The organism is Bradyrhizobium sp. sGM-13 (assembly GCF_018398875.1).
Taxonomy (GTDB): domain Bacteria; phylum Pseudomonadota; class Alphaproteobacteria; order Rhizobiales; family Xanthobacteraceae; genus Bradyrhizobium.
The window spans coordinates 116,643-141,948 of record NZ_JAGWDK010000019.1; the positions used below are offsets into that span (position 1 = coordinate 116,643).

Sequence of the window (25,306 nt, forward strand, 5' to 3'; positions counted from 1 at the left end):
GTGCGATCGTTCTGAGAGGCTATGTGCTTCTGTTCGATCCGCTCCTGTCCAGTGACATCTATCGCTATATCTGGGACGGTAGGGTTCAGGCCGCCGGCATCAACCCCTACCGCTATTTTCCGGCCGACGAGACGCTGGCATTTCTGCGCGATGGGACGATCTTCCCCCATATCAACCGAGCCGATATGGCCGTCACCATCTATCCCCCGGTGGCGCAATTTTTCTTCCTCCTTGTCACGCGGCTGGGCGAAAGCGTGACAGTGATGCGTCTCGCGCTGCTGGGGTGCGAGGCCGTGACCGTGACACTGATCATGCTCTTGCTGCGTCGAACCAACCGCCCGGTGACGCGCGTGGTCGGCTATCTCTGGCATCCGCTTCCTCTGTGGGAGATTGCCAACAACGGCCACGTCGACGCGCTGATGGTTGCGCTGATGATGCTTGGCCTATGGATCGCCTTGACCGGCCGAGCGCTCCTGGGCGCGGTTGTGATTGCGTTTTCGATACTGGTGAAACCCTATGTTGCGCCGGTGCTGGCCGGAATCTGGCGGCCATGGGACTTCAAGATGCCGCTCGTCGTGATCGCGGTCATTGCGCTTTGTTATCTTCCCTATTTGTCGGTCGGGTCGGGCGTTCTCGGATTCCTGACCCAAGGTTATTTGACGGAACAGGGCATCAGTGCCGGCAACGATCTTTGGCTCTTGTCGCTATGGCGGATTGTGTTTGGCGAGCATCAAGGTGATGTCGTCGCTTACGTCGTACTGGCTGCGCTGGTACTTATGTTCAAGGGACAGTCTGTTGCCCGCAGCCTCGATCGCAGCGTGGTCTGCCGTCTTGCCGACATCAACATGCTGTTACTGATCGCTCTGCTGTTGTTGTCGCCTAACTATCCCTGGTATTTTCTCGTCATCACCCCGTTCGCCGCCCTGTGTGGCTTGGCGCCAACATGGGTCGTGTCGATTGGCGCGCTGTTATTGTCCGAGCAACTCGACTGGGATTTCTACATTCCAAGAATGGTAACCAAGTCGATTCTGTTCGGAAGTCTTTTGCTGGCCTTGGCTGTTCCCGCCTTTAGGAACCGCATGCAGCGGATGCCAGACGAAGGGTCATCGCGATGAGCCTCTCCCGCGAAGGAACAAGGACAGATACGCAGGCGCCCTTCGATCCGCGCCGCTATCATGAGTCGGTCGCGGCCGAGCGTACCGAGATCGCACAGCGTCCTCCGGTCTGCCTTTATCTGGAAGTGACCAACCGCTGCAATCTGCTGTGTACCACCTGTCCTCGCACCTATGAGGAGCTTGAGCCGCCGGCCGACATGAGCTGGGACCTCTTTACGTCGATTGTCGATCAGGTACCTGCTCTGGCGCGCGCGGTTCTGCACGGAGTCGGCGAGCCGATGCTGGTCGCGAACCTGCCCCGGATGGTGAGATACCTGAGGGACCGCGGCGTCTACGTACTATTCAATACCAATGGAACGGTCCTCAGTGAGCGCAATGGCCGTGCGCTGATCGATGCCGGGCTAGATGAACTGCGTGTGTCGCTCGACGCGTCGAACCGCGAGAGCTTCAAGGCGATCCGCGGCAGGGATTATTTCGGGCGCATCATCCGCAACGTGCGCGCGTTTCGCGAGCTGCAGGAAAGAGAGGGGCATGCCAGCCCGCTGGTTTCCATGTGGCTCACGGGCCTGAAGGAAACCGTCGCGGAATTGCCGGCATTTGTGAAAGTTGCAGCCGAGATCGGTGTCAGGGAGGTCTATCTGCAGCGGCTTGTGTTCTTCACTGAATCGGCCATCGGCAAGGCACGTCCGGATCAGGCCCTGTTCGAACGTCTGACACAGGAGGAAGCGGTCTATCTCAAACAGGCTGAGGAACTGGCGCGTTCCCTTGGCGTAACCTTCAGTGCGTCGGGCGCAGCGAGCGAGCCGGAGTTGAGTTTGAAGGGCAGCGTCGACGGTTCGCCGTGGTCGTTGTGCCGGCGGCCGTGGTCGCTGATGTATTTCACGGCCAATGGCCGGGCCTTGCCGTGCTGTATCGCGCCGTTTTCTCAGCATGGCTATGACAATTTTACGCTCGGCCGTGCAGGGCAGCAGTCGCTGCAGGACATCTGGAACGGGCCTGCTTATCGAGACTTTCGTGCGGCGCTGCTTTCGGACAAGCCTCCCAAAGCGTGCGCCAATTGCGGCCTGCGCTGGAGCCTGTGAGCGAGGTGGCCCAGGAGATCGGCGTACCAAGCCGCTCGCCGGTCGTCTCGGCGGTTATTCCGTGCCTCGACGAGGAAACAGCAATTGGCCAGGTCGTCGCCGCGGTGCTGGCGCAGAATGTGAGTGAAGTCATCGTCGTCGACGGGGGCTCACGGGACCGTACGACTGAGCGGGCTAAGGCCGCCGGAGCTCGGGTGATCATCGAGCCGCGGCGAGGCTACGGTCGCGCCATCCAGGCAGGCATCGCCGCTGTGCGCAATGATGCCGACATTCTCGTCTTCCTCGATGGCGACGGCAGCGATCCCGCCGAATTCATTCCTGAGCTGCTGTCGCCGATCGTCGCGGGGCGGGCTGTCTTCGTTCTCGGCTCGCGTATCCGTGGGAAACGCGAGCCAGGCAGCCTCGCGCCTCAGCAGGTCGTCGCGGGCCATGTTGGCGGGCTCCTCCTGCGGCTCTTCTATGGCGCAAGCTTCACCGACCTGTCGCCGTTTCGTGCCGTCCGCCGGGATGAACTCACACGTCTCGGCATGAAGGAAGAGACATATGGCTGGAACCTGGAAATGCTGATGCGGGTCGCGGCAGCCCGTCTTCCGGCGCTGGAAATTGCCGTTGGGCAGCGGCGCCGGATCGGCGGCGTATCGAAGGTCTCCGGCAATCTCATCGCGGGCGTCAAGGCGGCGTGGTCCATTTCGACCACCTTTGTTCGTCTCGCGCTCGAACTGCGACACCCGCAACCTCCAGGCCATGGTTGATGCCGTTAGCTTGAATCGATCTGGGGTACTAGGGCGTGTACTCATAAAGGCGCAGATGTCGGCTTTTGGGGGCTAAGCAGAAATCTTCTGCTCATTCAGAGCATTGCCGGTTTTGGACCCGAAGCGGACTATAGGTATCGGACTGAAAGGAACGTAATCTGGCAGTTCGCCCTCGCCGGAGATCCAACATGAAGGCTCGCCTTATCGCCGTCGCGGCCTGCAGCCTGTTGATGACGCATGTGGTCCAGGCGGTCGAAATCAGAATGCTTGCCGCGGGAGCCGTCAAAGAGGCTGTTCTCGAGCTTGTCCCGCAATTCGAAAGCACCTCCGGCAACAAGGTGGCGGCAACATGGACTGGCTCCGCAGACATAAGAAGGCGCATTGGTGCGGGTGAGGCTTTCGATCTCGTTATTGTGGGCGCACCGGACATTGATGCGTTCGTTAAGGTCGGCAAGATGATGCCGGGTAGCCGCGTTGACATCGCCAGTTCCGGTGTCGGCGTGGCGGTTAAAGCCGGTTCGCCTAGGCCCGACATCAGTTCCAGCGAGGCAGTTAAGAAGGCGCTGCTTTCTGCTAGGGCGGTTGCATATTCGACGGGTCCAAGTGGCGTCTATGTCCAGCGCCTGTTCGACCGCCTTGGGATAGCCGACCAGATGAAGGACAAGTCGAAACAGACGGCACCCGGCGTGCGCGTTGCCCAATATCTTGCGAACGGCGAAGCTGAACTTGGTTTCCAGCAGGTGAGCGAGTTGGTCCACGAAGCGGGCATCGATTTTCTAGGTCCGCTGCCGGCAGAAATCCAGAACGTCACAGTTTACTCCAGTGGTATCCCCATCGGTTCGAATGCCTCAGAACCCGCCAAGGCACTGCAGGCGTTTCTATCCGCGCCCTCTGCCGCGCCCGTATTCAGGAAGAATGGTATGGAGCCAAGTCGTCCATGATGCAGATCGACTAGGGGTAAGCGCGGATCGGGTGGATAGTCCGTTCTTGGCACATCGCGTCATTTCGCTGCCTGCAGTGTTTGCTCGGTATCGGGCATAGCGGATATGGCCGGACTTGCTGCTGGCTCGATCCGGTCGAGAATGACCCAGAGCAGTCCTCACATGTCTCAAAGCCGCTGTCCGGATTCGCCGCTTTGTCATCCGGTCGCCGCTTGCTCAGATGGCGAAGCGAGTTTGAACTCCTCAACCGCCAGGTCAAAAGCGCTACCCAAGGATCGGCCGCAGGACTATAATCTGTCCAGTCCTCAGTCACCACGGCCATGTGTAACTCTAACATTTGGCACTGGTAACGACGAGGCGTTTACTAGGTGAACGCCTTATCAATGCACGTGGGGAGGTTACGATGACAACATTCTCCCGTCGCCGTTTGCTCGACATTGCTGGCTCCGTTACTGCTGCGTCCGTCCTCGGCGCGCTGCGCCCCGTCCGAGTTGCGCAAGCGGCGGAGGAGAAGAGCGCGTGGAATGTCAAAGGCCGCTACATGGAAGCTTGCAATTGCGAGGCAATGTGCCCCTGCGTCGTGGGAAATGCCCCGACCGCCGGCATGTGTACGGTCCTTTTCGGCTACCATGTTGAATCCGGCCGGAAAGGCGACGTGACGCTCGATGGATTGAACGTGGTGAGAATGAACTTCTCGCCAAGCCACATGGCGAAAGGCAATTGGCGGGGGGCGTTCTACATCGACGAGCGCGCCAACCCTGCGCAGCGCGAGGCACTGAGCGCGATCTTCTCCTTCAAGCCGGGCGGTGCGTTTGCGGCGCAGGCCGGGTCGGTCGCTGAAGTGCTCGGCGTCAAGTTCGTGCCGATCACGTTCGAGACCCAAGGACGGCAGTGGAAGATGGCAATTGCTGGAATCGGGGCTGCCGACATCACTGCGATCGAGGGCCTGGACGGCAAGGAGATCCGGGTTGAGAACTTGCGAGGAAGAGCATTTCCAAACGTGATCGCGAAATCCAGGCATACCGCGTACAAAGACTTCGATCTCCAGTGGGAGATCAGCGGCAAGAGTGGATTCTATGCGCCTTTCGCCTTCAACTCGGCCTGAGGTTCCTCGCCTACACTCAATGGAGATTTGGCGCCTCTTGCCGGCGGGAGTCGTGCTTGGGCTCTTTATCGGAGGAGCGTGGACGTACCTTGTCTACATGGATTGGGGCATGCGCCACATGGACGTCGGTATGGACATGTGGATCATGCCGCAGATGGCGGACTGGGACGCGACCGATCTCGGGCTCGTGCTGCTGATGTGGGCGGTGATGATGGCGGCGATGATGCTGCCATCGGTCCTGCCGGTGATCATGGTCCTTATCCGCTTCGGCGGCTCCGCGCACGCCGCCGGGTTCATCGTGGGATATCTTATGGCCTGGGGCGGATTCAGCGTTGCGGCGACTCTCGTGCACTGGGCACTGCTCGAGGCGGCCCTAGTCTCGCCGATGATGGAGAGCGCGAGCGTGCCTTTGAGCGCCGCGGTGCTGGCCGTCGCTGGCCTCTTCCAGTTCACGCCATTGAAGCACGCCTGTCTTATCCGCTGCCGTTCGCCATGGGGTGCGGTGCTCAATCCGTCGAGCGCTACAATCGCCACGCGCGAGGGCTTGCGCCATGGCGCTTTTTGCATCGGCTGCTGCTGGGTGTTGATGGCGCTGCTGTTCGTCGCAGGCGTCATGAATCTGCTTTGGATCTCGGTCATTGCCGCCTACGTCATCGCAGAGAAATGGGCGCCGGGCGCGGAATGGTTCAGCCGCGCGGTCGGCGCACTATTGTGCTTGGCGGCGGTCGTGGTGTTTGGCGTTGGTGCACGCCAAAGCTTGTCTTAGTGCTGGCGACGAGCATGAGAATATTGCGGTGCTCCATTCGACCACCCTGTCTACAGGAGGGATCGCGGAATTCGCTGCACCGGAAATAGGTTTTCATATCTTGAGGGGGTTGTCTGCGAGCTATTTCTTACCAAGAAGGCGAGCGCCGCGTTCACACGCCTGACGTCAGCTCGTGGCACTCAACGGACATGCCGAGCGGGCCGGATGATGTCCGCCTTCGGGAGCAAAGCAGAAGTGGCTGTAAGTCCGAGCGATGTCACATTTTGGACCCAAATCGGACTTCAGCTCTTACCGAGATAGGCGACGGTTTCGATCTCCACCAAGACTTCCGGTTTCGCGAGAGATCGCACTTCTACAAGCGTGGAGGCAGGAAAGTCTCCGGTGAAGAACTCGCGGCGCGCTCGCCAGACCTCGGTGTTTCTCCTGATATCGACGACGTAGATCGTCATCTTTACCAGGTTGTCCATCGTTCCCCCGGCCGCTTTGATAATGCGATCAATACGTGAAAATATTTGCTTGGCTTGTTCGTACTCATCTTTTCCAACTATCTCGGTGCCGCCCTCAAAGGGACGTGCGACTTGGCCAGAGATGAACAGCATGTCGCCGGCGCGTATGGCGTTTGACCAGAGACCGGGGCCGACCTCGGCTACGTCGGGGACGGGCAGCTTTGTCCTTGGCATTGCATTCTCCCTATGAATTGTCGCGGATGCGTTTTGCTATTGGTTTATCACAAATACAGGCAAGCGCGTCGCGCCTCCTTTGTCCGACCGGGGCGGCCGCTCCGCCCCGGTAGATAGCTTGAAGCGGTGGATGTAAGGTCCTGAGCGCCTCGGAGAAAGCAATGAAATGGCGAGGGTTCATCCAGTTCTAGGTGGAGCGGCGGCTGTGTTGCCGATCGCTGTTCGAACGCGGCCAACATTCGCGGAATATCCCCTCCTAAGGGGGAGCGGACGAAGGGCGGCACGTCCAGCTATGTCGCCTTTTGGCCGTTGAGACATGCCGAAAGACGCTGAAAACGCCTGCTTATAGGGCTAGCCCGGAAGTGGTCGGCGCATGGTCAAAATGACGAGATTGACCCATCGCGGGTATCGAGCAGGGCCACAGTATCTTCCATGGTCCACAATTGTCGCTGATACCAGCGGCCATCGGTGCGTGACTTTTGATCGTCTCGTCATGCAAACCTCGAGCCCTGCGTCTCAGCGGCGAGAATGCCTAGTGTACGGCTATGAGACAAAATCATGACCATCTCCCAATTTCGGCAACTTGCCGCCTATAATCGCTGGGCCAATGCGCGCCTGTATGCCGCTGCACTTGACCTATCGGATCAGGCCTATCGCCTTCACATCGGCGTCTCCTTCGGCAGTCTGCACGGCACATTAAACTACTTGCTGCTGACCGACCGCCTCTGGCTGAAACGGCTGACCGGCGAAGGCGACCATCCGGATCGTCTCGACGCTATTTTGTATGAAGACCGTGCCGAATTAACCCGGGCGCGTATCGATGAAGACAATCGGTTGATGGTGGTTGTCGACCAGTACGACGAAGCGACACTTGCCAGTCTCCACGGCTACAAGACAAGCTCCGGGATGCCGCAGTCTCAGGTCCTCGTGGATATTCTGTTGCACCTATTCAATCACCAGGCTCATCATCGCGGACAAGCACATGCGTGCTTATCGATCTTGACGGGTGGCGAACCACCTTCACTCGACTTGCTGGTGTTTCAGCGGGGCGGCACAGCGCCTGACCTCAAAACACTGATCGGACACGGACGGGTGTAGTGAGGCCTATTTGGGTGCGGTTCCGACGAGAAGAGAACTTTGCGAATTCTGGTCGGTGGCTGCCAAGCTGTTTGCGTTGAAAATTGACCTAGCCGCGTCAGCGAAGCCGTCTGGCCCGTCGCGACGAAATTAGTCCTCGCTGAGGTCTTCTTTCGAGGGCAAAGCCGACTCTATTTGCTCTTCGTGAGTATTACGGCTCGTGACCCTTTTCTGAAGTGCTGCGAGGGCGCGACGAGGCTCGCAATTGATGAAGGTCTGGGCGGCCTCCAGCTTAGGGCCGCGGCTCATTGCGGGACATCAACCTCGTGGGTGTGATCTTCATGGGCATGTGGCTCGAGGCCCGGCATGGGCGCGCCCGTGAAATAACCTAGAGCGCCAGGATGCAGCGGGATGCGCGAGTCGGGTGGCTCGGAGGACGAACCGCTCGGCAGCAGCAATTCGGGAAGGGCGCTGCGGCTCTTGTCCAACGCCTCGGCAATCAACCAGGCATGGCGTGCTGCAAAGTCGTCGCGGCAGACGAACAAATACTCTCCGATGCCGACGACGGTGAACAGTTTGACTGGTCCGTGCTCGGCGAAGGGGGGCCTCCCTTGTCGAAGGGCTGCCGCATCGTCGCGCCGCATCAGCGCGACGTCCAACTGCTGCGAGCTGATCAGGCTGGCGATGCGCTCCTTGTGCGGCGCCCTGCTCACCTGAGCCTTGCTGCTTGGCAAGCGATCCGCGAGGACCTCAGCTACCCGCTTGCCGAGCTCGAACGAGGGAGGATCGGCGCGCGAAGTCAGGATCAGCAGGTGGCGCCGACGGTAGACACCCCACTGGCCATAGGGTGCGTGGCCACAAAGGAACATGGCTGCGGCGCCGGCCCCCGCGGTTCGGAGGAATTCCCGGCGGCTCGACATCCCGCCAACCTCAGGATCTTCGGTCTTATGCCACATGCTACTTCTTGCGGAATATGGTGGTCGGCAGGATGGCGGAGACTGCGTAGTTCGGCACGTCGACGACATTGCCAATACGCAGGTCGGCGGCCACGCTCGCCACGACATATGCCTGCTCCGGCGTGAGGCCCTTCTCGCCAACCATCCAGTCGATCAGCTCGATCAGGGCGTTGCGCGCCGCCAGCATCAGATCCTCCGAGAGGTTCTCGAGCGGGCCGAGTTTCTGGCTGTCGAGGTAGGTATGGTAAGGCGGGATCTGGCCCTTGGCTTTCAGCGGGAAGCCGGTGGTGGCGTAGAACTCGGTCGGCGCCAACCGGATGAGCTGATCGCCGCCTTCGAAGTGCGGGACTTTGACCTTCGCGGCTTGCGCCTTGCGGATCTCGGTGACCAGCGTGACCGTCGCCCCCATCTCGATCGCCGTGCCGGAGACCTCGCCATCGCCTTGCGCGAAATGGACGTCGCCGACGAACAACCCGCACCCGTCCACGAAGCAGGGCAGCAGCAGCGTCGTGCCCACCACCATCTGCTTGATGTCCATGTTGCCACCGTTCTCGCGCGGCGGAATGGTGCGCAGGCACTCATTCTTGCTGGTTCCGTTCTGACCGCAGACATCGCTCGGCAGCGCTCCGAGCGGTTGCGGAGACAGCACGACGCCGCCCGCGCTCTGCAGCGCCGCCTCGCGCGTGAGGATCGTGGCCACCTCGGGCTGGCCCGGCAGCACCCCGACCGTGCCCATAAATCCGTTAAAGGGGATGACGACGCCCGGGATCTGGTCGGAGACCGCCTCCTTGCGGTTGAGTTTCCAATTGGCGATGAACGGCTTGGTGAAGCGATCGCGCAGGAAACCGAAGCCCGGGACGATCACGGTGTAGCCGTAGTCGTCCGGCTGTACGTCGAGGAGTGTCACCGCCAGTACGTCGCCGCGCTGGGCACCCTCGATGAAGACCGGGCCGGTCAGCGGATGGACGAGATTGAGATCGGCCGCCGACACATCCTCGGGCTTGGAGCCGAGGTTGAAGTCGGAGTCGAAGGCGTCTCGCGTCTCAAAGACGATATGCTGACCGGGGTTGGCGCGACTCACCGGCTTGATGGCCGGGTGCATGCGGTTCATGCAGTTCTTGTCGTCGACGCAGTGCGCGCCGGTCTTCGCGACGCGCACAACCTGCCACGCCTTAACGGACGTCGTATCCGCATGCGCTGCGGTTGCGCTGAGCAGCAATGTCGCGGCCGCAGTGATAATCCAGAATTGCCCGGATCGCATCATTTGCTCCTCCCTCAGCAGAATCGTGACCCTATTCTGGTCGGGACGACGATCGGCAACGCCTTGGGCGCCCGGCGGCACGATGAGGAGATCAAGATCTCGTCCTGACGACCGTCCGGCGAAGCTACTCCCCTTTGGGGTAAGTGCCAACCACCATGGGTCGAAAGGGCGGAAAAGCAGCGGCCTCGTCACCGCCATGGCGTTCTTGTCGGTCCAGCATTTCCTTGTCCTCAAATGTGCAGGTTTTCAGCTCGGCGCTGATACGACGGACATATCCTTCGCGGTCAGATCACCGAAACGAACGGCGCGAGACCGATCAGCACCAGGGCGAAGCCCGTCGCAGCTTCCAGGAGACGGGACAGATGGGCTAGGATGCGCCATGCCGGGTCCAGCTGCGCACGCACCATTCGCGTGCGAAGATCGTCAGCAACGCAACGACGCAGAGCGTCAGGGCGACGGCCAGCAGCATCGCGGCGGCGAAAGCAACGCCGGCCGGTGGGACACCGTTTGCCAGGGCGTAGACCATCGCGAACAACGTGAGGCGGGCACGGTACGAGACCCGCCACAAGTCCCACGGACAAGCATCGTGACGGTGCGGCTCACCGCGGATTGCGCGAAAGAGCAGCCCCCGATGGCCGCCAGAAGACCGCGGCTCAGCAGTTCGAGGGCGGGAGCGCGCCCCGGCGCCTCTGGTCGAGTGTGAACGCATGAAGCCACCGGCGCCAACTCATAGCGACGTCCGCTTCTGGCCCGACTCGGACCTCCGGCAATGTACGCTTCTGCGCCGCTGTTAAGGATATAGCAGATATCAAACGCGCGCTGATCGCGCTCTCATTTTATGAGTACACGCCCTAATCGCGCTATCTTTTCTTCATTCTGGCTGGGATAGGCATCGGCCTTCACCGGTGATCAGCGAGCGCCGGCACGATCCCCGCAAGCAACGATATCCCGGGGAGATTTTCGATTCTCCGGTGGCGAAAACACCGCCAGGTATCCGCCGTCGCCTGCGAGCTGATGTGTGGCGACCTCGCGATAGCCAACGGCGGTCAGTTCGCAACGTAATAGCTCGATTGGCGTGCCATGCTCCGACGTCGGACGCTCGAGGTCGACAATTCCGACCCGCGCGCCCCGCTTCAGGGCGGGCGCCAGATTGTAGAGGAAGGCATAGGGCTGAGCTATTTCGTGATATACGTGCACGAGGATCGCTGAATCGAGCGATGCAGCGGGCAGGCGCGGGTCGTGTGGTTCGCCCAGCGCAAATTTGACATTTGTCAGCTTCAGGCGATGCGTTCGCCTGGCGAGCGCGATGAGATAACTTCGTGTAACGTCCTGGGCGATGATGGAGCCGGTGGGACCGACGAGACGAGAGAGACGAACCGTGTGGTAGCCAGCGCCGGCACCAATGTCGCCGACTGTCATGCCTGGCTTGAGTTCAAGAAGCCGGGCGAGCTCACCGGCCTCATTCAGTGAATCGCGGCGCTGCTCGGAGGCGCGGCTTGGGCTGACGATCTGCGCAACTGCGCGCTGAGGCGAGGGAAATGCCTTAGCGGGGACTCCTGGCGGACCCAGATAGCCAATGTCAGCGGCGTGTCCGCAGGTTGCGCCCAAGCCCACAAGAAGCGTCACTGCGCGGGCCAGTGCCATCATCTGTTCGTCTCCCACGCAAATCGATACCGACTAGCCCGCCATGTTGAAGAACCAGCCGATGAAACCCTTCCCGTCGCGCACAGCGGGCACGTTGCGGCGCAACCAGGCATCAAAGCCGAGACTGCGGCCGGCGCCCTCGAGCACAAACAGGAACATCAGCATGGCCAGGAACATGTACGACCATGGCCACTCGGCCGGATCGCCCGGCCGATAGATGCCGAGCCAGAGTTGCAGCACATAGGCGAGGGCCAGCACGCCCACGAAGCGCACCGCAAGCCCGAGCATCATCGAAGTGGCGAACGCCAGCTCGGCAAGAAAAACAATTGGCCCAAAGAAATTCATGTTGGGCAACACGATATCCTTCACGAAAGTGCTGTGAAACTCGAACGCAGCGCGGGTCGTTTCCTGTTCGGTCCAGTATTGCAGACCACCGGACACGGGCAGCGGGAGTTTCCACAACATGCCCTCAAACCACATGCAGCCGATCAGGACCCGGACCAACCAGATTCCAACATGTCGGCCGGTCCGTTGCGCCGGATCCTCCCGCCAGTTCTGGAAGGCCATGGCGATACTGGCGAGAAGCAGCGCCCAGAACATCGCCAGGATCAGAAAGCGCCAGTTTCCCAGACTGAGGTAATCACCGGTTGTTGCGGTCAGGAACTGCCAAATATCGGTAAAGGGATTTTTGGGCATGCACGGGCTCCCAAAGCATCGAATAATGGTTCTACGTATCGGTTGACCAAATCGTTACTCTGCCGTGTCGGCTGGATGACTATACCACCGCGTGGGCGATCGGGCGGCCCGGCGGTAGTCCAGCCAGCCAGCGATCAGTCAGACTGTCAAAACGTCTCGGTAATCTTGCTCAGGCGAGGGGGACGATCCGGGTCAAATCCGCAGGCGCGCGCCGTCTGCTCGATCATCCGATAGGCCGGAACGAGCATGGTGATCGGATCGGTGGCGGGGTCATCCTCGGCCAACCAGGGCAGCGAGCCATGCGGTCCGCCGCATAGATGCAGCGCGATCTTTTGCTCGCGCAATTCCTCTGCCAGCGCGTCCACCGTGACCGCCGTTTCATCCATGAGGCGCATCATGATAACCGGCGTGCGGGATGACAACGCGGCGCGCGGTCCATGCTGCAACTCGGCGGCGCTCAGACCGATGGAAGGCAGGCGCAGGATTTCCGAAAGCTTGAGCGCGATCTCCCGCGCCGAGCCCAGGCCCAGGCCCCGCGCCGCCACAAACACGGCCGATGCCTTGGCTAGATCATCGGCGATCTCGGACCAGTCGAGCGCCATCGCGCGGTGCAGGCGTTCAGGCAGCCTGTCGAGAGCCGACCGCAGCGCACGATCTTCCGCCAGTTCGGCAACAAGTTCGGCGCTAGCAGCCATCGAGCCAATCACGGTCTTGGTCGCCGCTACGGAGTGCTCTTGGCCGGCTTCGATCGGAACGACGAACTCCGCTTCGTCGGCCACCGGCGAGGGCGTCGCGTTGACGATGGCGATGGTGCGGGCGCCCGCGGCACGCGCCGACCTGGTCGCTGCGACAAGATCCGGGCTGCGCCCGGATTGCGAGATCACGATGAACAGCGCATGGCGCAGCATCAAGGGCGTGCGAAATGCGGTGATCACCGAAGGAGCGCTGGCTGATACGGCAAGGCGAAGCCGCGTCTCGACAAGGTATCTCAAGAAAACCCCGGCATGCCCAGAGCTTCCCCGGCCGCACACGACGCATAGGGGGGCGGAGCCGATCCCGATTCGCTGTGCGATGTCGCGCGTGGCGGGGCGGTCACGAACGATTTTGGCGACAACGTCTGCGCTTTCGCCGATTTCGCTCGCCATAGCAGATGTCGTCACGACTCAACCACTCCGCCTTGCTTGCGCGGCGCTGCTCCCTTGGAATGCCGGTCAGGCTCCCCGGCGAGCTCGGCAAACACGCGCCGAAGGTTGCCGTCACAGTTTTTCAGCATGGTCTCGGCATCAACCCTGTCGACGCCCAATGCCAGAAGGCCTGCCGTCTTGATGTCTCCCTCGGCCTGCTCAAGCGAGCGTGCTGCGTGCGACGGCTCACAGTGCGCGATTTGCGCCACCATGGCCTCGGCGCGCCGCTTCAGCTTGGCATTGGTCGGCTGCATGTTCACCATCATGCCGCGATACACCCGGCCAAGGCGCAGCATGATCCCCGAGGAGATCAGGTTGAGCACAACCTTCTGCGCGGTGCCCGCCTTCATCCGCGTGGAGCCGGCGATCAGCTCGCGGCCGGTCTCGATCAAGATCGGAAACTTAGCCGATTCCAGCAGGGCGGTGCCGGGATTGTTGGCGACACCGATCGTGACTGCACCGAAAGAGCCCGCCTGCTGCAGCGCCCCGACCGTGAACGGCGTTGTCCCGCTGGCGGCAACGGCGATCACCACGTCGTGCGCTGTGAGCCGCGCGGCATTGATCTGCGTGACCGCATCATCGACATCATCCTCCGCGCCCTCGATGCTGGTGACGAACGCGCGTTCTCCGCCGGCGACGATGAAGCGGACGCGCTCGCTGGGCCAGGCGAAGGTCGGCATCAGCTCGGCGCCGTCCTGGACCGCCACGCGGCCCGAGGTGCCGGCGCCGACATACACAATGCGTCCGCGATCGCCCAGCGCTGCCTTGGCCGCTTCGGTCGCCGCCGTGATCGCGGGAAGTGCGTGGCCGATCGCCGCGACTGCCGCAAGCTGGCCCTCCCACATCGCTTCCATCGCCGACGTCAGCGGCCATGCATCAAGATCGGCAAAGCGGGGATCGACTTCTTCGGTGGCCATATAGTTGATCCAGTGCCATCAAGCCCGGAACTTTGAAGCCTGTTCAGCTTCTCTCTCGGGCAGTTCTCTTTCGGGCAGTTCTCTCTTGGGCAGGTCAAGCCGCCCGCGCGCAACCAGTAACGCGCCGGCCGCCGCGTCGGCGTCAGGACACCTCAGGCGGGCACGCAGGTCAGGCGTCAGCCAGGGCGTAATGGCATCCGCGAGCCCACCCACCAACGAGAGCCGGTCAATTCCTCTCGCCAGAAACAGATCGAGCAGATCGCCAATGGCATCGGCCGCGCGTTCCACAATGCGACGGCCGACCGGATCGCCCTGATTGGCGTGCCGCATCACGATCGGCGCGAACGCAGCGTAGTCCGTGGCCCTGGCTTCTTCAGACCAAGCCACCGCCTGATAAGGATCATGATCAAATGCGCCCAGCACCTCGGAAAGCAATGGGGTCAGCTCGCCGCGGCGATCCGCGGCGCGCAACGCCAGGCGAACAACCTGCAGGCCGATATCGGCACCGCTGCCTTCGTCCGACACGGGAAAGCCGTAACCGGCGAGACGGATTTCGCGACCGTCGATGAGGCCGACACCCACCGAACCTGTGCCGGCTACCACGATGGCCCCGTCCGCGCCGCTATGGGCGCCGAGACAGGCCGCCAGGCCGTCGCTGATGAAGATGACGGACGCAAAGGGATGCGCGATCTTGTTGAGCGCCGCTTCCGCGCCCCGACGACCAAGACCGGCAAGGCCAATTCCGGCGTGCATCCGCACGAAATCCTCGCGCGTCAGCCCGGCCTGTGCGGCTGCCGCCTCAGTTGCCTCCATGATGGACCGCCAGGCCTTCTCGAAGCCAATCCGCGTCGTGGCAGGTCCCGAGCTTGCTGCACCGAGTACCTTGCCGTTTTCGTCCTCGATCCGCGCGCGGCAGCGGGTTCCGCCGCCATCAATGCCGAGATACGTGGTACCTTTTGTTCCCATGGAAAGTTAACGCGAAGGTTTCGCTCCGGGTCCTCCCAAAGCGCCTTGGTGTACATATGAGCTCTTGTACGGGGACTCGCCTCACGAGTCCGTGACTGCCATTCTCGGATCAATGCTGATGGGCCACGCTGGTTCTTCCTCTCTCACCATTGCCGCGCAGCACATCTTTGATGGTGCCGAGATGCGCGGGGCGGGGTCGGTCAGGATCTCGCAAGGGCGCATTGAAAGCGCCACCTTCGGCGAGGCGGAGGCGCGCGCCTCGATCCGTCTTCCCGCAGACGCGATCCTTGCACCCGGATTCATCGACATCCAGGTAAACGGAGGCGGGGGCGTTCTTCTCAACGACCAGCCAACGGAGGCTGGCGTTCGACGCATCGTCGAGGCGCACCGCAAGGCGGGGACCACGGGCTGCTTGCCGACCCTCATCACCGATCGCAGCGAGGTCATCGAGCGATTGGCTGCGGTCGCCCAGGCTTGTCTGAAGATTCCCGGCGTTCTCGGCTTTCATCTGGAAGGACCGGCTCTCAACAGGTCTCGCAAGGGCATTCATCCGGAAGCCGAGATACGCGTACCCGATCGGCGCGATCTCGCCGCGATCAAAAGTTTTGGCGGCCGCGGCCGCTCCATTGTGACCTTGGCCCCGGAATGCGTGCCCGCGTCCATGATCGATGAATTGATCGGCGCCGGATTGCGTATCGCGGCCGGCCACAGCGACGCCACCGCAGCCGAAATCGGGCAGGCGGTTGATCGCGGTGTCTCGGGGGTCACCCATCTGTTCAATGCTATGTCGCAGTTGAACGCCCGGGAGCCGGGCTTGGTGGGCGCCGCGCTGGAGGATGACCGGCTGTTTGCAGGGATCATCTGCGACGGCATCCACGTTGACCGCGCCGGTTTACATGTTGCTTTCCGCTGCAAGGGACGCGATCGATTGATGCTGGTCACCGATGCCATGCCATTGGCAGGCACGAACGACCGGCAATTCAACCTGCAAGGTAGGCAGATCACGCTGCACGAAAATCGCCTGACTGGCCCCGACGGCACGCTCGCGGGCGCTCACCTCACCATGATCGATGCGGTGCGCAACGCTGTTGCGCTGCTCGGAATCTCCGTTGTCGATGCCCTCATCATGGCCTCTCGGACGCCCGCGGCATTTCTGGGCCTTGAGTCCGAGCTTGGACGGATCGCGCCCGGATACCGCGCGGATCTTGTCGCCTTCAATCCGAACTTTGAAGTCGTCGGCACATGGATAGGCGGTGTGATAGGCGGTGTCGGTTCGATGGGCGAGGCGAGCGAGGCTTCTCACCGAGGTTAGATGCGCAACCATCCCATCATCGTGCAAAAATATGGCGGTGTCTGCCTGGAAACACCGGAGAAAATTCGCGCGGTTGCGCGTAGTCTCGCCGACCTGCACGGCCGTGGTCATCGTGTCGTGGCGATCGTTTCCGCCATGGGCAAGACCACCGACCAATTGATCCAGATGGCTTATCAGGTAAGCCCGACACCCAATCGCCGTGAACTCGACATGCTGCTAACGACCGGTGAACGCATCAGCATGTCCCTCATGAGCATGGCGCTTTCGGATCTCGGCGTGCCCGCGATCAGCTTCACCGGCAGCCAGGCCGGCGTGATGACCGATGGCTCCCATTCCTCCGCACGCATTCTGGACGTACGGCCCATTCGCGTGCGCGAGGAACTTGATCGCGGACGCGTCGTGGTGCTGGCAGGATTTCAGGGCGTGAACCCGGCGACCCGGGAAATCACCACGCTCGGCCGGGGCGGCAGCGACACCACGGCCGTTGCGATGGCTGCGGCATTGAAGGCCGAACGCTGCGAAATTATCAAAGAGGTCGACGGGATTTGTTCGGCAGATCCGCGCATCGTGCCGGATGCAAGACCCCTGCGGCGGGTCGACTTCGCATCCCTGTCCGAGATGTGCTTCTGGGGCGCAAAGATCCTGCATTTTCGCAGCGTAGAGCTGGCGCAAAGTCAGGATGTGCCCCTGGTTCTCAAGCAGTGGGGTGGCGTCGAGCACAGCACGCAGGTGACGAAAGAGGTTGCAGACATGGAAAACGGAAGGGTTCTGGCCGTCAACTCGATGGCTCGCATCGAGCATGTGGAAATCGATTCCAAAGATCTCAATCAGGGTTTCGAGAAATTCGCGCAGCATCTAAAGCAAAACAGCCTGTCGTGGCCGCAGCTTCTTGCATCACACTTCACGCTGGGAAAGACCAGCATGACCGTAGCCTGTGATTCAGAGTGGCTCGACGCTCTGTTGCGCACGCTGGAGCAAAGCAAGGATCTGCGCACGCAGCGCGAGGCTTCAAGTTCGGTTAGTCTCACCTGCTTCGGCGGCGTTTCGTCGGAATTGCCGTTCATGGCGTTGCAGGTTCTCGGACAGCACGGGATCGTCCCCGACAAGTACGTGTTGTCGCCGCATTCGGTCAGTCTGTTTGTCCCCGTGGAGAACCGGGAGGCCGCGGTCAAGGCGCTGCATTCGCTTGTCCAGCAAACATAGGTTCGAGAAGCGGCAGGGCGGCAGCGGGGCTGCCATCGTGAAATTTCGTCGTCTTGAGGTGAAGGCGATACGTTCTTGGTGACTGGAGTGATATCAACTAGCGCTAGCAGGCCCTTTTTGGAGACGTTCGATTTCGGCCCGCGCTTCGGCTCCCTCCGGTATGGGCCGGCCGCTATCTCGCCATTCAATGGCGGCCTTGAAGCCGTTCTGCTGGGCGTAGCGTCTGAACCAGAGTCCCTCGGGGTTGTGCCGCGATATTCCGTCAAACAGCGTGGCAAGCATCTGAGTCTGTTCGAGCCCCATGTTCAGCATCACCTGATTCACAACGGTTTTATGCATCGCAAGGTGGCTTTTGGGAACGCCGGCAATCCGCTCGGCGAGCTTTCTCGTTGCACTCTCCAATTCGCCGATCGGAACCGCGTCGTTAACCAGGCCCCAGACGGCGGCTTTTCGGCCATCGATGACGTTTCCGGTAAACATAAGCTCTTTCGCGCGCGTTGCTCCGAGCTTGAACGTCCACATGGCGGTCGTCGGACATCCCCACACGCGGGTCGGCATATATCCAATGCGAGCATCCTCCGCCATTATGATGAGATCGCAGCACAGAGCGATATCGCTGCCTCCCGCAACCGCAGCTCCGTGAATCTTCGCGATGGTTGGTTTTGAGCATCGCCAAAGACTCATGAAGTCCTCGGTGTTGCGCTTCATCGCGGCGTAATCGACCATGGGGTCCCAGGGAATGCTTTCCTGCTGGCAGGGATGCTCGATAGTGCTCTCGGCATACGCCACGAGGTCGTAACCACCGCAAAACCCTTTTCCCGCTCCTTCCACAATGATGACGTGAATATCATCATTCTCCTGCGCCCATTCCACGGCTTTCCGTATCTCGCCCGGCATCTCGTCGGTTATGGCGTTGAACGGTCGGGCCGGTTGAGGACGAGACGGGCGATCCTCGGTGAATCGAGGTCCGCTGAAATCTTCAACGTGGAAAAATCCGGCATTGCAGCCTCCCGTTTTGAGCAACAGTCAACGTTGACTGTACCAGCCGGCGTGCTACAGTCAACGCTGACTGTCGGGGGCGATGATGTCCAAAGAGCCACACCCTTCCAAAGACGCGCGAACGTCCAGCCTTTCCACGCGCGAGAGGCTCATGGATGCAGCCGTGGAATGCCTTATCGAGCGAGGCGTGGCTGGCACCACCACGCTCGCGGTTCAGCGCAAGGCGGAAGTCAGCCGGGGCGCCTTGCTCCATCATTTCCCAAGCCACGCAACGCTGTTGGCCGCGAGCGTAGCTGAACTGGTCAAGCGCAACGAACGGGCCGTGCTGCATTCGCGTGCGGAGCTGCGAGCATCGAGTGACAAGCTGGAAACGGCAATTCGCTCACTCGCCTTTGCCGCCCGACAACCTGCCTACCTGGCCGAACTGGAACTGTGGGCGGTCGCCAGAACCGACAACGTGTTGAAGCAAGCGCTGATCGCGGCGGAACGCGCTGCCAAGCGCGACCTTGAGCGGGTTTATACGTCGCTCTTTGGGGATTGGGTGAACTCAGAGACTTACGACGACGTTGTTTCGTTGACGCTGCATTTAGTCAGAGGGTTGGCAGTCTCGGAGAACATCCGCGTATCCATCCAGCGGCGCGAACGGCTTATTGTGGCCTGGACTTCAGCAGTTCGAATGTTGCTTCGGCAGGGGGCACCAAATAAAGACAGCAAACGGGCAGGACAGTATTGATGAACCAGTTAGTACTGCAAAAATCATATTGGCCTGCAGATGGGTCACGAAATGTCCAAGACATCAGCATTGGCGAAGCATTGGCGCAAGCTGCTAACGCCGTACCCGATCGCCTTGCATTGGTGGAAGTCGTTCCATCATCCATGCAATCGCCTGTAAAGGCTGCACAGACCGGTCGGGAGTGGACGTTCCATCAACTTCACAGCGATACCCGGCGTTGCGCGAGCTGGCTTTCGGCTCGGTTTTCGAAAGGCGATCGGGTCTGTATTTGGGCGCCAAACGTACCAGAATGGATCGTGCTTCAGTATGGCGCCGCGTTATCAGGACTCGTACTGGTGACAGCAAATCCGGCCCTGAAACCGTCCGAGCTGAGATATGTAATCGAGCAGTCGCGAAGCCGGGCCATATTTCACCTGGAGCAGTTCCGCGGAGTCGATACCGGGTCCGTCGCCCGCCAGATGGAGGAAATCGGTATCCAGCGATATTCCTTTGACGGCTGGCTGGAGGAGGTGCGGGGCACAACGGAAGCGGTTTTACCTGATGTTGATCCAGGACGGCCTGCGCAAATTCAATACACGTCTGGCACAACAGGGCAGCCGAAGGGGGCGCTATTGCGCCATCGGGCGCTTGTCACCAATGCGAGCTACGTTGCCGTGAGGGCCGGATTGGACGGCAGTGTGCTGGTCAGCCCGATGCCGTTGTTTCATACGGCAGGCTCAGTCATGAGCGTATTAGGCAGCGTGACCACCCGCTCGACGCTGATACTTCCGCTGGTTTTTGAGCCTTCTCTTGTTTTGGATGCAATTGCGACATGGCGGGCGCAAGTCGTGTTCGGCGTCCCAACGATGCTCCTCGCGATGATCGAGCAATTAAAGTCGGCCCCCCCGCGATCTTACCTCCTTGCGAGCGGCGCTTTCAGGTGGTGCGCCGGTTCCACCGGAGCTTCACAAACGGGTCCGTGAGGCGCTTAAGACGCCACTCATGACGGTGTACGGGCAAACGGAGCTTAGCCCTATTGTCTCTCAAACAACGTTTGACGATCCCGACGATAAGCGCATCCATACTGTTGGAAGGCCCCTTTGGAACGTCGAAGTTCGCATAGCCGATTCTGCCACGTTTGAAGCGCTTCCGCTCGAGAGCGAAGGCGAAATTCAAGTGCGCGGATACCAGACGATGATCGAGTATTTCGACAAGCCGGAAGAAACGCGCGAGACGATCACGAAGGATGGTTGGTTGCGCACCGGTGATCTGGGAAAGATGGACGCGTGCGGCTATTTGCAAATCACCGGGCGGCTGAAAGATATGATCATACGCGGTGGCGAGAACATTTACCCGGTAGAGATCGAGGCCTGCCTCATTCGACATCCCGATGTCGCGGACGTTGCCGTCTTTGGAGTTCCAGACGCTACGTGGGGAGAAGTAGTTGCAGCGGCAGTGCGCATCACATCTGACAGCAAGACTACCGCTGAAGAACTCGTCAATCACTGCCGTAAGGCAATGGCGCCCCATAAGGCCCCCACGTTATGGTTTGGCAGTACCGAGTTTCCCCTCACGGCATCTGGCAAAGTTCAGAAATTCAAGCTGCGGGAAGCGCTGGCCAATGGCGCTTTGCACCCGCTGCCTTAGCGGTGGCATCAAAGAACGCTTGGGGAGGAAAGAGTGAGAGTTGAGAACACCTCGGCTGAAGACGTGCCGGCCTATCGCGCGGTCGAACGCATCTATCATTCCTATCTGACGGGCCTCGTCCTTCATATTTCTTCACGTGCCGGGGCGGCTAACGCCGCTGAGGTCGTGTTCAGAATGTTTCGCCGTCAACAGAAGACCCATTTCGTCGCAAGCCTTAAGAAGCTTGGTTTGGACGGGCTGCCGCATGCAGTCGCCAGCGCACAGTACAATTACCTTGCCAATCAGGTTGGTGGGGTCAAGGTCGAATACGTTTATGAAAACGACAAGAAGGCATGGATTCGTTATCCGCCTCCGCGCTGGCTTTGGCACGGTACCGCGGTGTGTGGAATACCTTCGGAAGTATCCCGCGGGATGCTCAGGGGATGGCATGGCAACAATGGCGTGGTGCTCGGCAATCCTCGCCTCGGCTTCGTCTGCACGGGACAGACTGTTGATGGGCAGCCTGGCTTGGAGGGGTACTATCGGGAGTACGATCACGAACTTTCTCCGGAAGAGCGGCTGCAGTTTTCGCCTGGAGAGCGGTGCCCGCCATTCAGGCCAGAACTTGCGCCGCGCCTTCCCGAAATGAATTGGCCGGAAAGTCGCCTGCGAAAGGCGCTCCGCAATTATGCTATGGATTATATCACGTCGATACTACCCGAATTGATGTCGGTGCTGGGGCCGGCTGAGGGAAGTCACCTGGGAGGTTTGGCAGCCCGGTTGATCGGCATGCATACGTTCGATGATGTTGCAGCCATGCTCGGTGGAGTGGAGCGAGATGTTGCCGGCTTTGCCACCGCATTTACGAGGCTCTTGCGAGGCCAGGGCGATGATGCGGAAATGCATCTTGAAGGTGACACTGCGATCGTGAAGCAGACGACTTGGCGCCTGATGGCGGGAAAGGAGCAAATGTCTCCTGCAATATTCGATGCATGGAACCAGTTGTGGGTAGGCGCTGCACTAGCCCACGATCGCTTCATGTGCGTCACAGTTACTTGCCGCCGCGATGCTGGTGACCCGGTTTGGGCATGGGAATTTCGACCGGGCCGGTGAACCATGCTTGCGGTGCCGGCAGGACTCGAACCTGCAAACCAGACCGTTATGAGCGGGAGGATCGAGGTCAGTTTCGTTGATTTTTCTGGTTTCGGTCGATCTTCGGCCGCGTTCATTGCGCTTTGTCGAAGCCGTTTCTGGTGCGAAACTGGTGCGGTAACGCGGAGGGGCTGTAAAGCCATTGTTTTGCGTTATTTGTCATTTGACTTGTAGGACGTCGGGTGTTCATCGTGAAGTTGCTCTGAGGTTCTCGAGCCCGTGGGGATCCGCCCGGCACTTGTCGAAAACGGATACAGGATGGCGGTAGCTCGATTTCGGGAGTTGCCAACTTGCCGCGCCCGGATCGCGAAGCAGCTTCCGCCGTTCATGCACTCCTAACGCATAGTGCCGTTATCGCTCGCGAGCGCACTGAGTACCGCCTGTGGTTCTGGTTGTTCTAAAGCTGGAGCACTAAAATGATTTCTCCATCACGCACATGTCAGCCGGAATACGATTCGACGGCGAATAGATCACGCATGGGCATAGCCCGCCTGGCCGCGCTCGCTCTTGGGGCGCTCCCGTCGATCGCGTTCGGCGCCGACAAGCCGGCGCTGAGCCCGGACGCAGCAACGCCACTCGTAACGACTTCGCGCATCTCTGCGACGGTCGAGTTCGGCCTGCCAGCTCTTGCTGCGGCGATCGAGCGGGATATTCCAAAGCGGCTTGCCACCATCGACGAGCGCGTCAATTGCGTTCATCGTCGTGTTTTCATCTTCCGCATCAACGCCAATTGCGACGTCTGGGGTTTTGTCGACCGGACCAGCCCGGTCTCGCTGTATGGCCGGGGCGACCGCGTCTTCGGAGCGGTCTCTATATATGGCGCCGCCGAGGGCCAGGGAGCCAATCGTTTCACGGCGCGTATTCGCGGCGACACCGAGGCACGCGCGACGATCGAGGTCGAAGCGCGCCCCGAGCTGCGGCGGGATGGGTCGCTCCAGCTAAACATCAGCGACTCCTTCCACTGGAGCGAACATCCCTATCTTCACGTGCTCGGCCGCGAGTTTGACCTTGCGCCCTATGTCGAGCCTAACATCCGGACGCAGCTGGACCGCATCCGGTCGCGGGCGCTGGCGGCGGCGCGCGCACTCGACCTGCACGGCAAGGCGGAGATGGCGTGGCGTCACGCGTTTGAACCCATCAAACTCGCGCAGGATCCACCGGTCTGGCTGCAACTGACCCCGCAGAGCGCGGCTTTCGCGGGCGTCCGCGCCAATGCCAAACTATTGTGGGGATCGCTTGAGCTTGTCGGTTCTGCCGAAACCGTGATCGGGCAGCAGCCGCCGGCAGTTAAGGTGACGGCCCTGCCGCCGCTCGGCACCGCGGTGGCCGAGCCGGGTACCTTCGATGTCATTCTTCCCGTCCGCATCAACTACGACACGCTCAAGGACAAGATAAGCCAGGCGATCGCAGCCTTGCCGGCGCAGGACACGTCCGTGCGCGAGGTCCAAGTGTATCCGTCGTCGGGTAAACTTGTGATCGGCCTGCGTATTGCAAAGAGCTCGGAAACCGATTCCAATGCCGGCCAATGGACCTATCTCTCCACCACGCCAAAAGTCGATACTAACAATAAGACCGTCGGCCTCTCCGAAATCGACCTGACAACTTCATCAGACGACAGCCAGATTGGATCTGCCGTGCAACAGCTCGCGGCGCAATTGAAGAATGTCGCTAATCTTGACTACGGCATCTCCTACCAGAACCTGCTCATGGCAGCGAACGAACGCCTGACGCGCCCGCTGAAGGATGGCTTTCGCATGGAGGGCCGCCTCGACTCGGCAAGGCTCGAAAAAGTGCAGTTGCTGCGCGAAGGCATCTTGATTGCCCTTCATGCCAGCGGCGGTCTGAAGATACTTTACGGACTGTGAGCACGTGAGTTGGACCATGCGATGCTTCACCAACAACTGCATTCGCCGCTGCCGGAGCGAATGGATGCTGAATGCGCTCGCCGCGGCCGCGGCCGTCGTTGCCTTGGCGCAAACAGCGTCGGCCCAGACGGCATTCTATGATGCGCCGGAATCGTTGCTTGCCGGTGCCCCGGGCAGCTTGGTGCGGCAGGAGCCGATGGATGGCGCTCCGCTCGGCGCCTCCACCTATCGCGTGCTCTATCGGTCAACGGGGCTGAATGGTCGGCCGATCTTTGTGTCCGGCGTCGTCGTTGTTCCGCAAGGCGCGCCCCCGCCCGGCGGTCGTCCGATCGTTGCTTGGGCGCATCCCACGTCGGGCATCGTCCCGCGCTGCGCGCCGTCGCTTGCGATTTTTCTGTTTCAGCAGATCCAGGGCCTTCGCTCGATGATCTCCCGTGGCTTCGTCGTGGCGGCGACCGATTATCCGGGGCTCGGCACGCCGGGTCCGCATCCTTATCTGGTGGGTGAGAGCGAAGGTCGCGCCGTGATCGATGTCGTGCGTGCGGCACGCTCCCTTCCCCGTGCAGGCGAGGGCAAGGACTTCACGGTGTGGGGGCATTCGCAGGGCGGGCAAGCTGCGCTCTTCGCTGGGATGATGGCAAAAGCGTACGCTCCTGAGCTGAGGCTTCTCGGCGTCGCTGCGGCGGCGCCGGCGACGGATCTTGCGAAGCTGATGAGCGACGATATCAACTCGATCGGCGGCAAGAACATCACGGCGATGACGCTATGGTCTTGGCACCGGGTCTACGGAGCCGTTATCGACAACGTCGTCGATCCGCGCGCCATGCCCGCGATCGACAGGCTGGCGCAAGAATGCATCGAGGGGCCTTTCGACCTGATCGTCAGGCAGAGAACAGGAAGGCCGCTCGAGCAATATTTCCTGACGGTGCAAGATCCGACCAAGGCCGAACCTTGGCGCACGCTTCTCCAACAGAACAGCACTGACGTGCTCTCTCCTGAGATTCCCATCTTTCTGGCGCAGGGGACCAACGACCAGATCATCCAGCCTGCTGTCACCCAGACCTACATGGACAAGCTGTGCAAGACCGGCAGCAAGGTGAGGATGGTCATGCTGCCCGGTATCGGCCACGCGCGTGCCGCGCAAGCGAGCACGATGGCGGCGGTGAACTGGATGACTGACCGCTTTGCCGGGAAAGCACCTCCGGACGATTGCGTGAGATAGGCTACCTTCGCCTTGCGCGTGAGCGGCCCGAGACATAGGTGACAGAACGTACCGGACACATGGGTTACACTTT

The 25,306-nt window shown here is 60.8% G+C and carries 25 protein-coding genes; 15 read left to right on the forward strand and 10 right to left on the reverse strand.

The window, feature by feature from the left end; genetic code table 11:
- The first annotated feature begins 23 nt into the window (after window positions 1–23).
- From KJQ96_RS26125 to KJQ96_RS26150, 6 genes are all read left to right on the forward strand, one after another.
- Window positions 24–1,115 (forward strand): glycosyltransferase 87 family protein, encoded by a 1,092-nt coding sequence (locus tag KJQ96_RS26125; protein ID WP_213289271.1) that lies wholly within the window; start codon window positions 24–26, stop codon window positions 1,113–1,115.
- Complete coding sequence (locus KJQ96_RS26130) at window positions 1,112–2,197, forward strand: radical SAM/SPASM domain-containing protein (RefSeq protein WP_213289272.1); 1,086 nt, start codon at window positions 1,112–1,114, stop codon at window positions 2,195–2,197. Before KJQ96_RS26125 ends, KJQ96_RS26130 begins: the two co-directional genes overlap by 4 nt.
- A gap of 5 nt (window positions 2,198–2,202) precedes the next feature.
- Window positions 2,203–2,949 carry a glycosyltransferase family 2 protein gene (locus KJQ96_RS26135; protein WP_309142473.1) on the forward strand — a complete coding sequence of 249 codons (747 nt, stop codon included), beginning with the start codon at window positions 2,203–2,205 and terminating at the stop codon, window positions 2,947–2,949.
- Between the two features lie 188 nt (window positions 2,950–3,137).
- Complete coding sequence (locus KJQ96_RS26140) at window positions 3,138–3,890, forward strand: substrate-binding domain-containing protein (protein ID WP_213289273.1); 753 nt, start codon at window positions 3,138–3,140, stop codon at window positions 3,888–3,890.
- A 337-nt stretch (window positions 3,891–4,227) separates the two neighbouring features.
- The gene (locus KJQ96_RS26145; protein ID WP_213289274.1) at window positions 4,228–4,995 is read left to right on the forward strand and encodes a DUF1326 domain-containing protein; all 768 of its coding nucleotides are present in this window, start codon (window positions 4,228–4,230) and stop codon (window positions 4,993–4,995) included.
- A gap of 109 nt (window positions 4,996–5,104) precedes the next feature.
- On the forward strand, window positions 5,105–5,761 hold the full coding sequence (locus tag KJQ96_RS26150; RefSeq protein WP_213289275.1) for a DUF2182 domain-containing protein: 657 nt from the start codon (window positions 5,105–5,107) through the stop codon (window positions 5,759–5,761).
- A gap of 281 nt (window positions 5,762–6,042) precedes the next feature.
- Here KJQ96_RS26150 and KJQ96_RS26155 read toward each other — a convergent pair whose 3' ends face one another.
- A complete protein-coding gene (locus KJQ96_RS26155) occupies window positions 6,043–6,441 on the reverse strand; it encodes a RidA family protein (RefSeq protein ID WP_213289276.1) in 399 nt (132 codons plus the stop codon).
- 558 nt (window positions 6,442–6,999) lie between these two features.
- Between KJQ96_RS26155 and KJQ96_RS26160 the strand changes: the two genes are divergently transcribed.
- Window positions 7,000–7,539 (forward strand): DinB family protein, encoded by a 540-nt coding sequence (locus KJQ96_RS26160; RefSeq protein WP_213289277.1) that lies wholly within the window; start codon window positions 7,000–7,002, stop codon window positions 7,537–7,539.
- A gap of 284 nt (window positions 7,540–7,823) precedes the next feature.
- On the opposite strand, the gene KJQ96_RS26165 is transcribed toward KJQ96_RS26160, so the two are convergent.
- The 8 genes from KJQ96_RS26165 to KJQ96_RS26200 form a co-directional block, all read right to left on the reverse strand.
- A complete protein-coding gene (locus KJQ96_RS26165) occupies window positions 7,824–8,474 on the reverse strand; it encodes a twin-arginine translocation signal domain-containing protein (RefSeq protein WP_213289278.1) in 651 nt (216 codons plus the stop codon).
- A 1-nt stretch (window position 8,475) separates the two neighbouring features.
- Window positions 8,476–9,693 carry an acetamidase/formamidase family protein gene (locus KJQ96_RS26170; protein WP_213289279.1) on the reverse strand — a complete coding sequence of 406 codons (1,218 nt, stop codon included), beginning with the start codon at window positions 9,691–9,693 and terminating at the stop codon, window positions 8,476–8,478.
- Window positions 9,694–10,102: 409 nt separating this feature from the next.
- A complete protein-coding gene (locus KJQ96_RS26175) occupies window positions 10,103–10,261 on the reverse strand; it encodes a hypothetical protein (RefSeq protein ID WP_213289280.1) in 159 nt (52 codons plus the stop codon).
- Between the two features lie 383 nt (window positions 10,262–10,644).
- The gene (locus tag KJQ96_RS26180) at window positions 10,645–11,382 is read right to left on the reverse strand and encodes a class I SAM-dependent methyltransferase (protein ID WP_213289281.1); all 738 of its coding nucleotides are present in this window, start codon (window positions 11,380–11,382) and stop codon (window positions 10,645–10,647) included.
- A 30-nt stretch (window positions 11,383–11,412) separates the two neighbouring features.
- Window positions 11,413–12,075, reverse strand: coding sequence for a DoxX family protein (locus KJQ96_RS26185; RefSeq protein ID WP_213289282.1), 663 nt, complete (start codon window positions 12,073–12,075; stop codon window positions 11,413–11,415).
- Between the two features lie 146 nt (window positions 12,076–12,221).
- On the reverse strand, window positions 12,222–13,220 hold the full coding sequence (locus KJQ96_RS26190) for an SIS domain-containing protein (protein ID WP_213289298.1): 999 nt from the start codon (window positions 13,218–13,220) through the stop codon (window positions 12,222–12,224).
- 11 nt (window positions 13,221–13,231) lie between these two features.
- Entirely contained in the window at window positions 13,232–14,176 is a 945-nt protein-coding gene (locus tag KJQ96_RS26195) for an N-acetylmuramic acid 6-phosphate etherase (protein ID WP_213289283.1), read from the reverse strand.
- Between the two features lie 18 nt (window positions 14,177–14,194).
- Window positions 14,195–15,142, reverse strand: coding sequence for a BadF/BadG/BcrA/BcrD ATPase family protein (locus KJQ96_RS26200; protein WP_213289284.1), 948 nt, complete (start codon window positions 15,140–15,142; stop codon window positions 14,195–14,197).
- Between the two features lie 118 nt (window positions 15,143–15,260).
- Between KJQ96_RS26200 and nagA the strand changes: the two genes are divergently transcribed.
- Together nagA and KJQ96_RS26210 are read left to right on the forward strand one after the other, a co-directional pair.
- Complete coding sequence (nagA, locus tag KJQ96_RS26205) at window positions 15,261–16,454, forward strand: N-acetylglucosamine-6-phosphate deacetylase (protein ID WP_213289299.1); 1,194 nt, start codon at window positions 15,261–15,263, stop codon at window positions 16,452–16,454.
- Window positions 16,455–17,657: an aspartate kinase gene (locus tag KJQ96_RS26210; protein WP_213289285.1), complete on the forward strand. Its 1,203-nt coding sequence runs from the start codon at window positions 16,455–16,457 to the stop codon at window positions 17,655–17,657.
- A gap of 93 nt (window positions 17,658–17,750) precedes the next feature.
- Here the strand turns inward: KJQ96_RS26210 and KJQ96_RS26215 are convergent, their stop codons facing one another.
- On the reverse strand, window positions 17,751–18,680 hold the full coding sequence (locus KJQ96_RS26215; RefSeq protein ID WP_249734521.1) for a crotonase/enoyl-CoA hydratase family protein: 930 nt from the start codon (window positions 18,678–18,680) through the stop codon (window positions 17,751–17,753).
- A 127-nt stretch (window positions 18,681–18,807) separates the two neighbouring features.
- Here KJQ96_RS26215 and KJQ96_RS26220 point away from each other — a divergent pair, with 127 nt between their 5' ends.
- The 6 genes from KJQ96_RS26220 to KJQ96_RS26240 all read left to right on the forward strand — a co-directional run bounded on the left by KJQ96_RS26220 (window position 18,808) and on the right by KJQ96_RS26240 (window position 25,233).
- Entirely contained in the window at window positions 18,808–19,389 is a 582-nt protein-coding gene (locus tag KJQ96_RS26220; protein ID WP_249734522.1) for a TetR/AcrR family transcriptional regulator, read from the forward strand.
- Window positions 19,389–20,351, forward strand: coding sequence for an AMP-binding protein (locus KJQ96_RS26225; RefSeq protein WP_256441664.1), 963 nt, complete (start codon window positions 19,389–19,391; stop codon window positions 20,349–20,351). The genes KJQ96_RS26220 and KJQ96_RS26225 overlap by 1 nt, the downstream gene beginning before the upstream one ends.
- Window positions 20,290–21,015 (forward strand): class I adenylate-forming enzyme family protein, encoded by a 726-nt coding sequence (locus KJQ96_RS41440; protein WP_256441665.1) that lies wholly within the window; start codon window positions 20,290–20,292, stop codon window positions 21,013–21,015. The genes KJQ96_RS26225 and KJQ96_RS41440 overlap by 62 nt, the downstream gene beginning before the upstream one ends.
- A gap of 33 nt (window positions 21,016–21,048) precedes the next feature.
- The gene (locus KJQ96_RS26230; RefSeq protein ID WP_213289287.1) at window positions 21,049–22,107 is read left to right on the forward strand and encodes a hypothetical protein; all 1,059 of its coding nucleotides are present in this window, start codon (window positions 21,049–21,051) and stop codon (window positions 22,105–22,107) included.
- 515 nt (window positions 22,108–22,622) lie between these two features.
- Window positions 22,623–24,011, forward strand: coding sequence for a DUF4403 family protein (locus KJQ96_RS26235; RefSeq protein ID WP_213289288.1), 1,389 nt, complete (start codon window positions 22,623–22,625; stop codon window positions 24,009–24,011).
- Between the two features lie 64 nt (window positions 24,012–24,075).
- Window positions 24,076–25,233 (forward strand): alpha/beta fold hydrolase, encoded by a 1,158-nt coding sequence (locus KJQ96_RS26240; protein ID WP_249734524.1) that lies wholly within the window; start codon window positions 24,076–24,078, stop codon window positions 25,231–25,233.
- Window positions 25,234–25,306: the final 73 nt, after the last annotated feature.

What these genes read in the sequence shown, in the direction of transcription:
- KJQ96_RS26130 (WP_213289272.1), top strand. Translation starts at nt 1,112, where the DNA reads ATGAGCCTCTCCCGCGAAGGAACAAGGACAGATACGCAGGCGCCCTTC.
- KJQ96_RS26140 (WP_213289273.1), top strand. Translation starts at nt 3,138, where the DNA reads ATGAAGGCTCGCCTTATCGCCGTCGCGGCCTGCAGCCTGTTGATGACG.
- KJQ96_RS26150 (WP_213289275.1), top strand. Translation starts at nt 5,105, where the DNA reads ATGCGCCACATGGACGTCGGTATGGACATGTGGATCATGCCGCAGATG.
- KJQ96_RS26155 (WP_213289276.1), bottom strand. Translation starts at nt 6,441, where the DNA reads ATGCCAAGGACAAAGCTGCCCGTCCCCGACGTAGCCGAGGTCGGCCCC.
- KJQ96_RS26160 (WP_213289277.1), top strand. Translation starts at nt 7,000, where the DNA reads ATGACCATCTCCCAATTTCGGCAACTTGCCGCCTATAATCGCTGGGCC.
- KJQ96_RS26165 (WP_213289278.1), bottom strand. Translation starts at nt 8,474, where the DNA reads ATGTGGCATAAGACCGAAGATCCTGAGGTTGGCGGGATGTCGAGCCGC.
- KJQ96_RS26175 (WP_213289280.1), bottom strand. Translation starts at nt 10,261, where the DNA reads ATGGTCTACGCCCTGGCAAACGGTGTCCCACCGGCCGGCGTTGCTTTC.
- KJQ96_RS26180 (WP_213289281.1), bottom strand. Translation starts at nt 11,382, where the DNA reads ATGATGGCACTGGCCCGCGCAGTGACGCTTCTTGTGGGCTTGGGCGCA.
- KJQ96_RS26185 (WP_213289282.1), bottom strand. Translation starts at nt 12,075, where the DNA reads ATGCCCAAAAATCCCTTTACCGATATTTGGCAGTTCCTGACCGCAACA.
- KJQ96_RS26190 (WP_213289298.1), bottom strand. Translation starts at nt 13,220, where the DNA reads ATGGCGAGCGAAATCGGCGAAAGCGCAGACGTTGTCGCCAAAATCGTT.
- KJQ96_RS26195 (WP_213289283.1), bottom strand. Translation starts at nt 14,176, where the DNA reads ATGGCCACCGAAGAAGTCGATCCCCGCTTTGCCGATCTTGATGCATGG.
- KJQ96_RS26200 (WP_213289284.1), bottom strand. Translation starts at nt 15,142, where the DNA reads ATGGGAACAAAAGGTACCACGTATCTCGGCATTGATGGCGGCGGAACC.
- nagA (WP_213289299.1), top strand. Translation starts at nt 15,261, where the DNA reads ATGGGCCACGCTGGTTCTTCCTCTCTCACCATTGCCGCGCAGCACATC.
- KJQ96_RS26210 (WP_213289285.1), top strand. Translation starts at nt 16,455, where the DNA reads ATGCGCAACCATCCCATCATCGTGCAAAAATATGGCGGTGTCTGCCTG.
- KJQ96_RS26220 (WP_249734522.1), top strand. Translation starts at nt 18,808, where the DNA reads ATGGATGCAGCCGTGGAATGCCTTATCGAGCGAGGCGTGGCTGGCACC.
- KJQ96_RS26225 (WP_256441664.1), top strand. Translation starts at nt 19,389, where the DNA reads ATGAACCAGTTAGTACTGCAAAAATCATATTGGCCTGCAGATGGGTCA.
- KJQ96_RS26235 (WP_213289288.1), top strand. Translation starts at nt 22,623, where the DNA reads ATGGGCATAGCCCGCCTGGCCGCGCTCGCTCTTGGGGCGCTCCCGTCG.
- KJQ96_RS26240 (WP_249734524.1), top strand. Translation starts at nt 24,076, where the DNA reads ATGCTGAATGCGCTCGCCGCGGCCGCGGCCGTCGTTGCCTTGGCGCAA.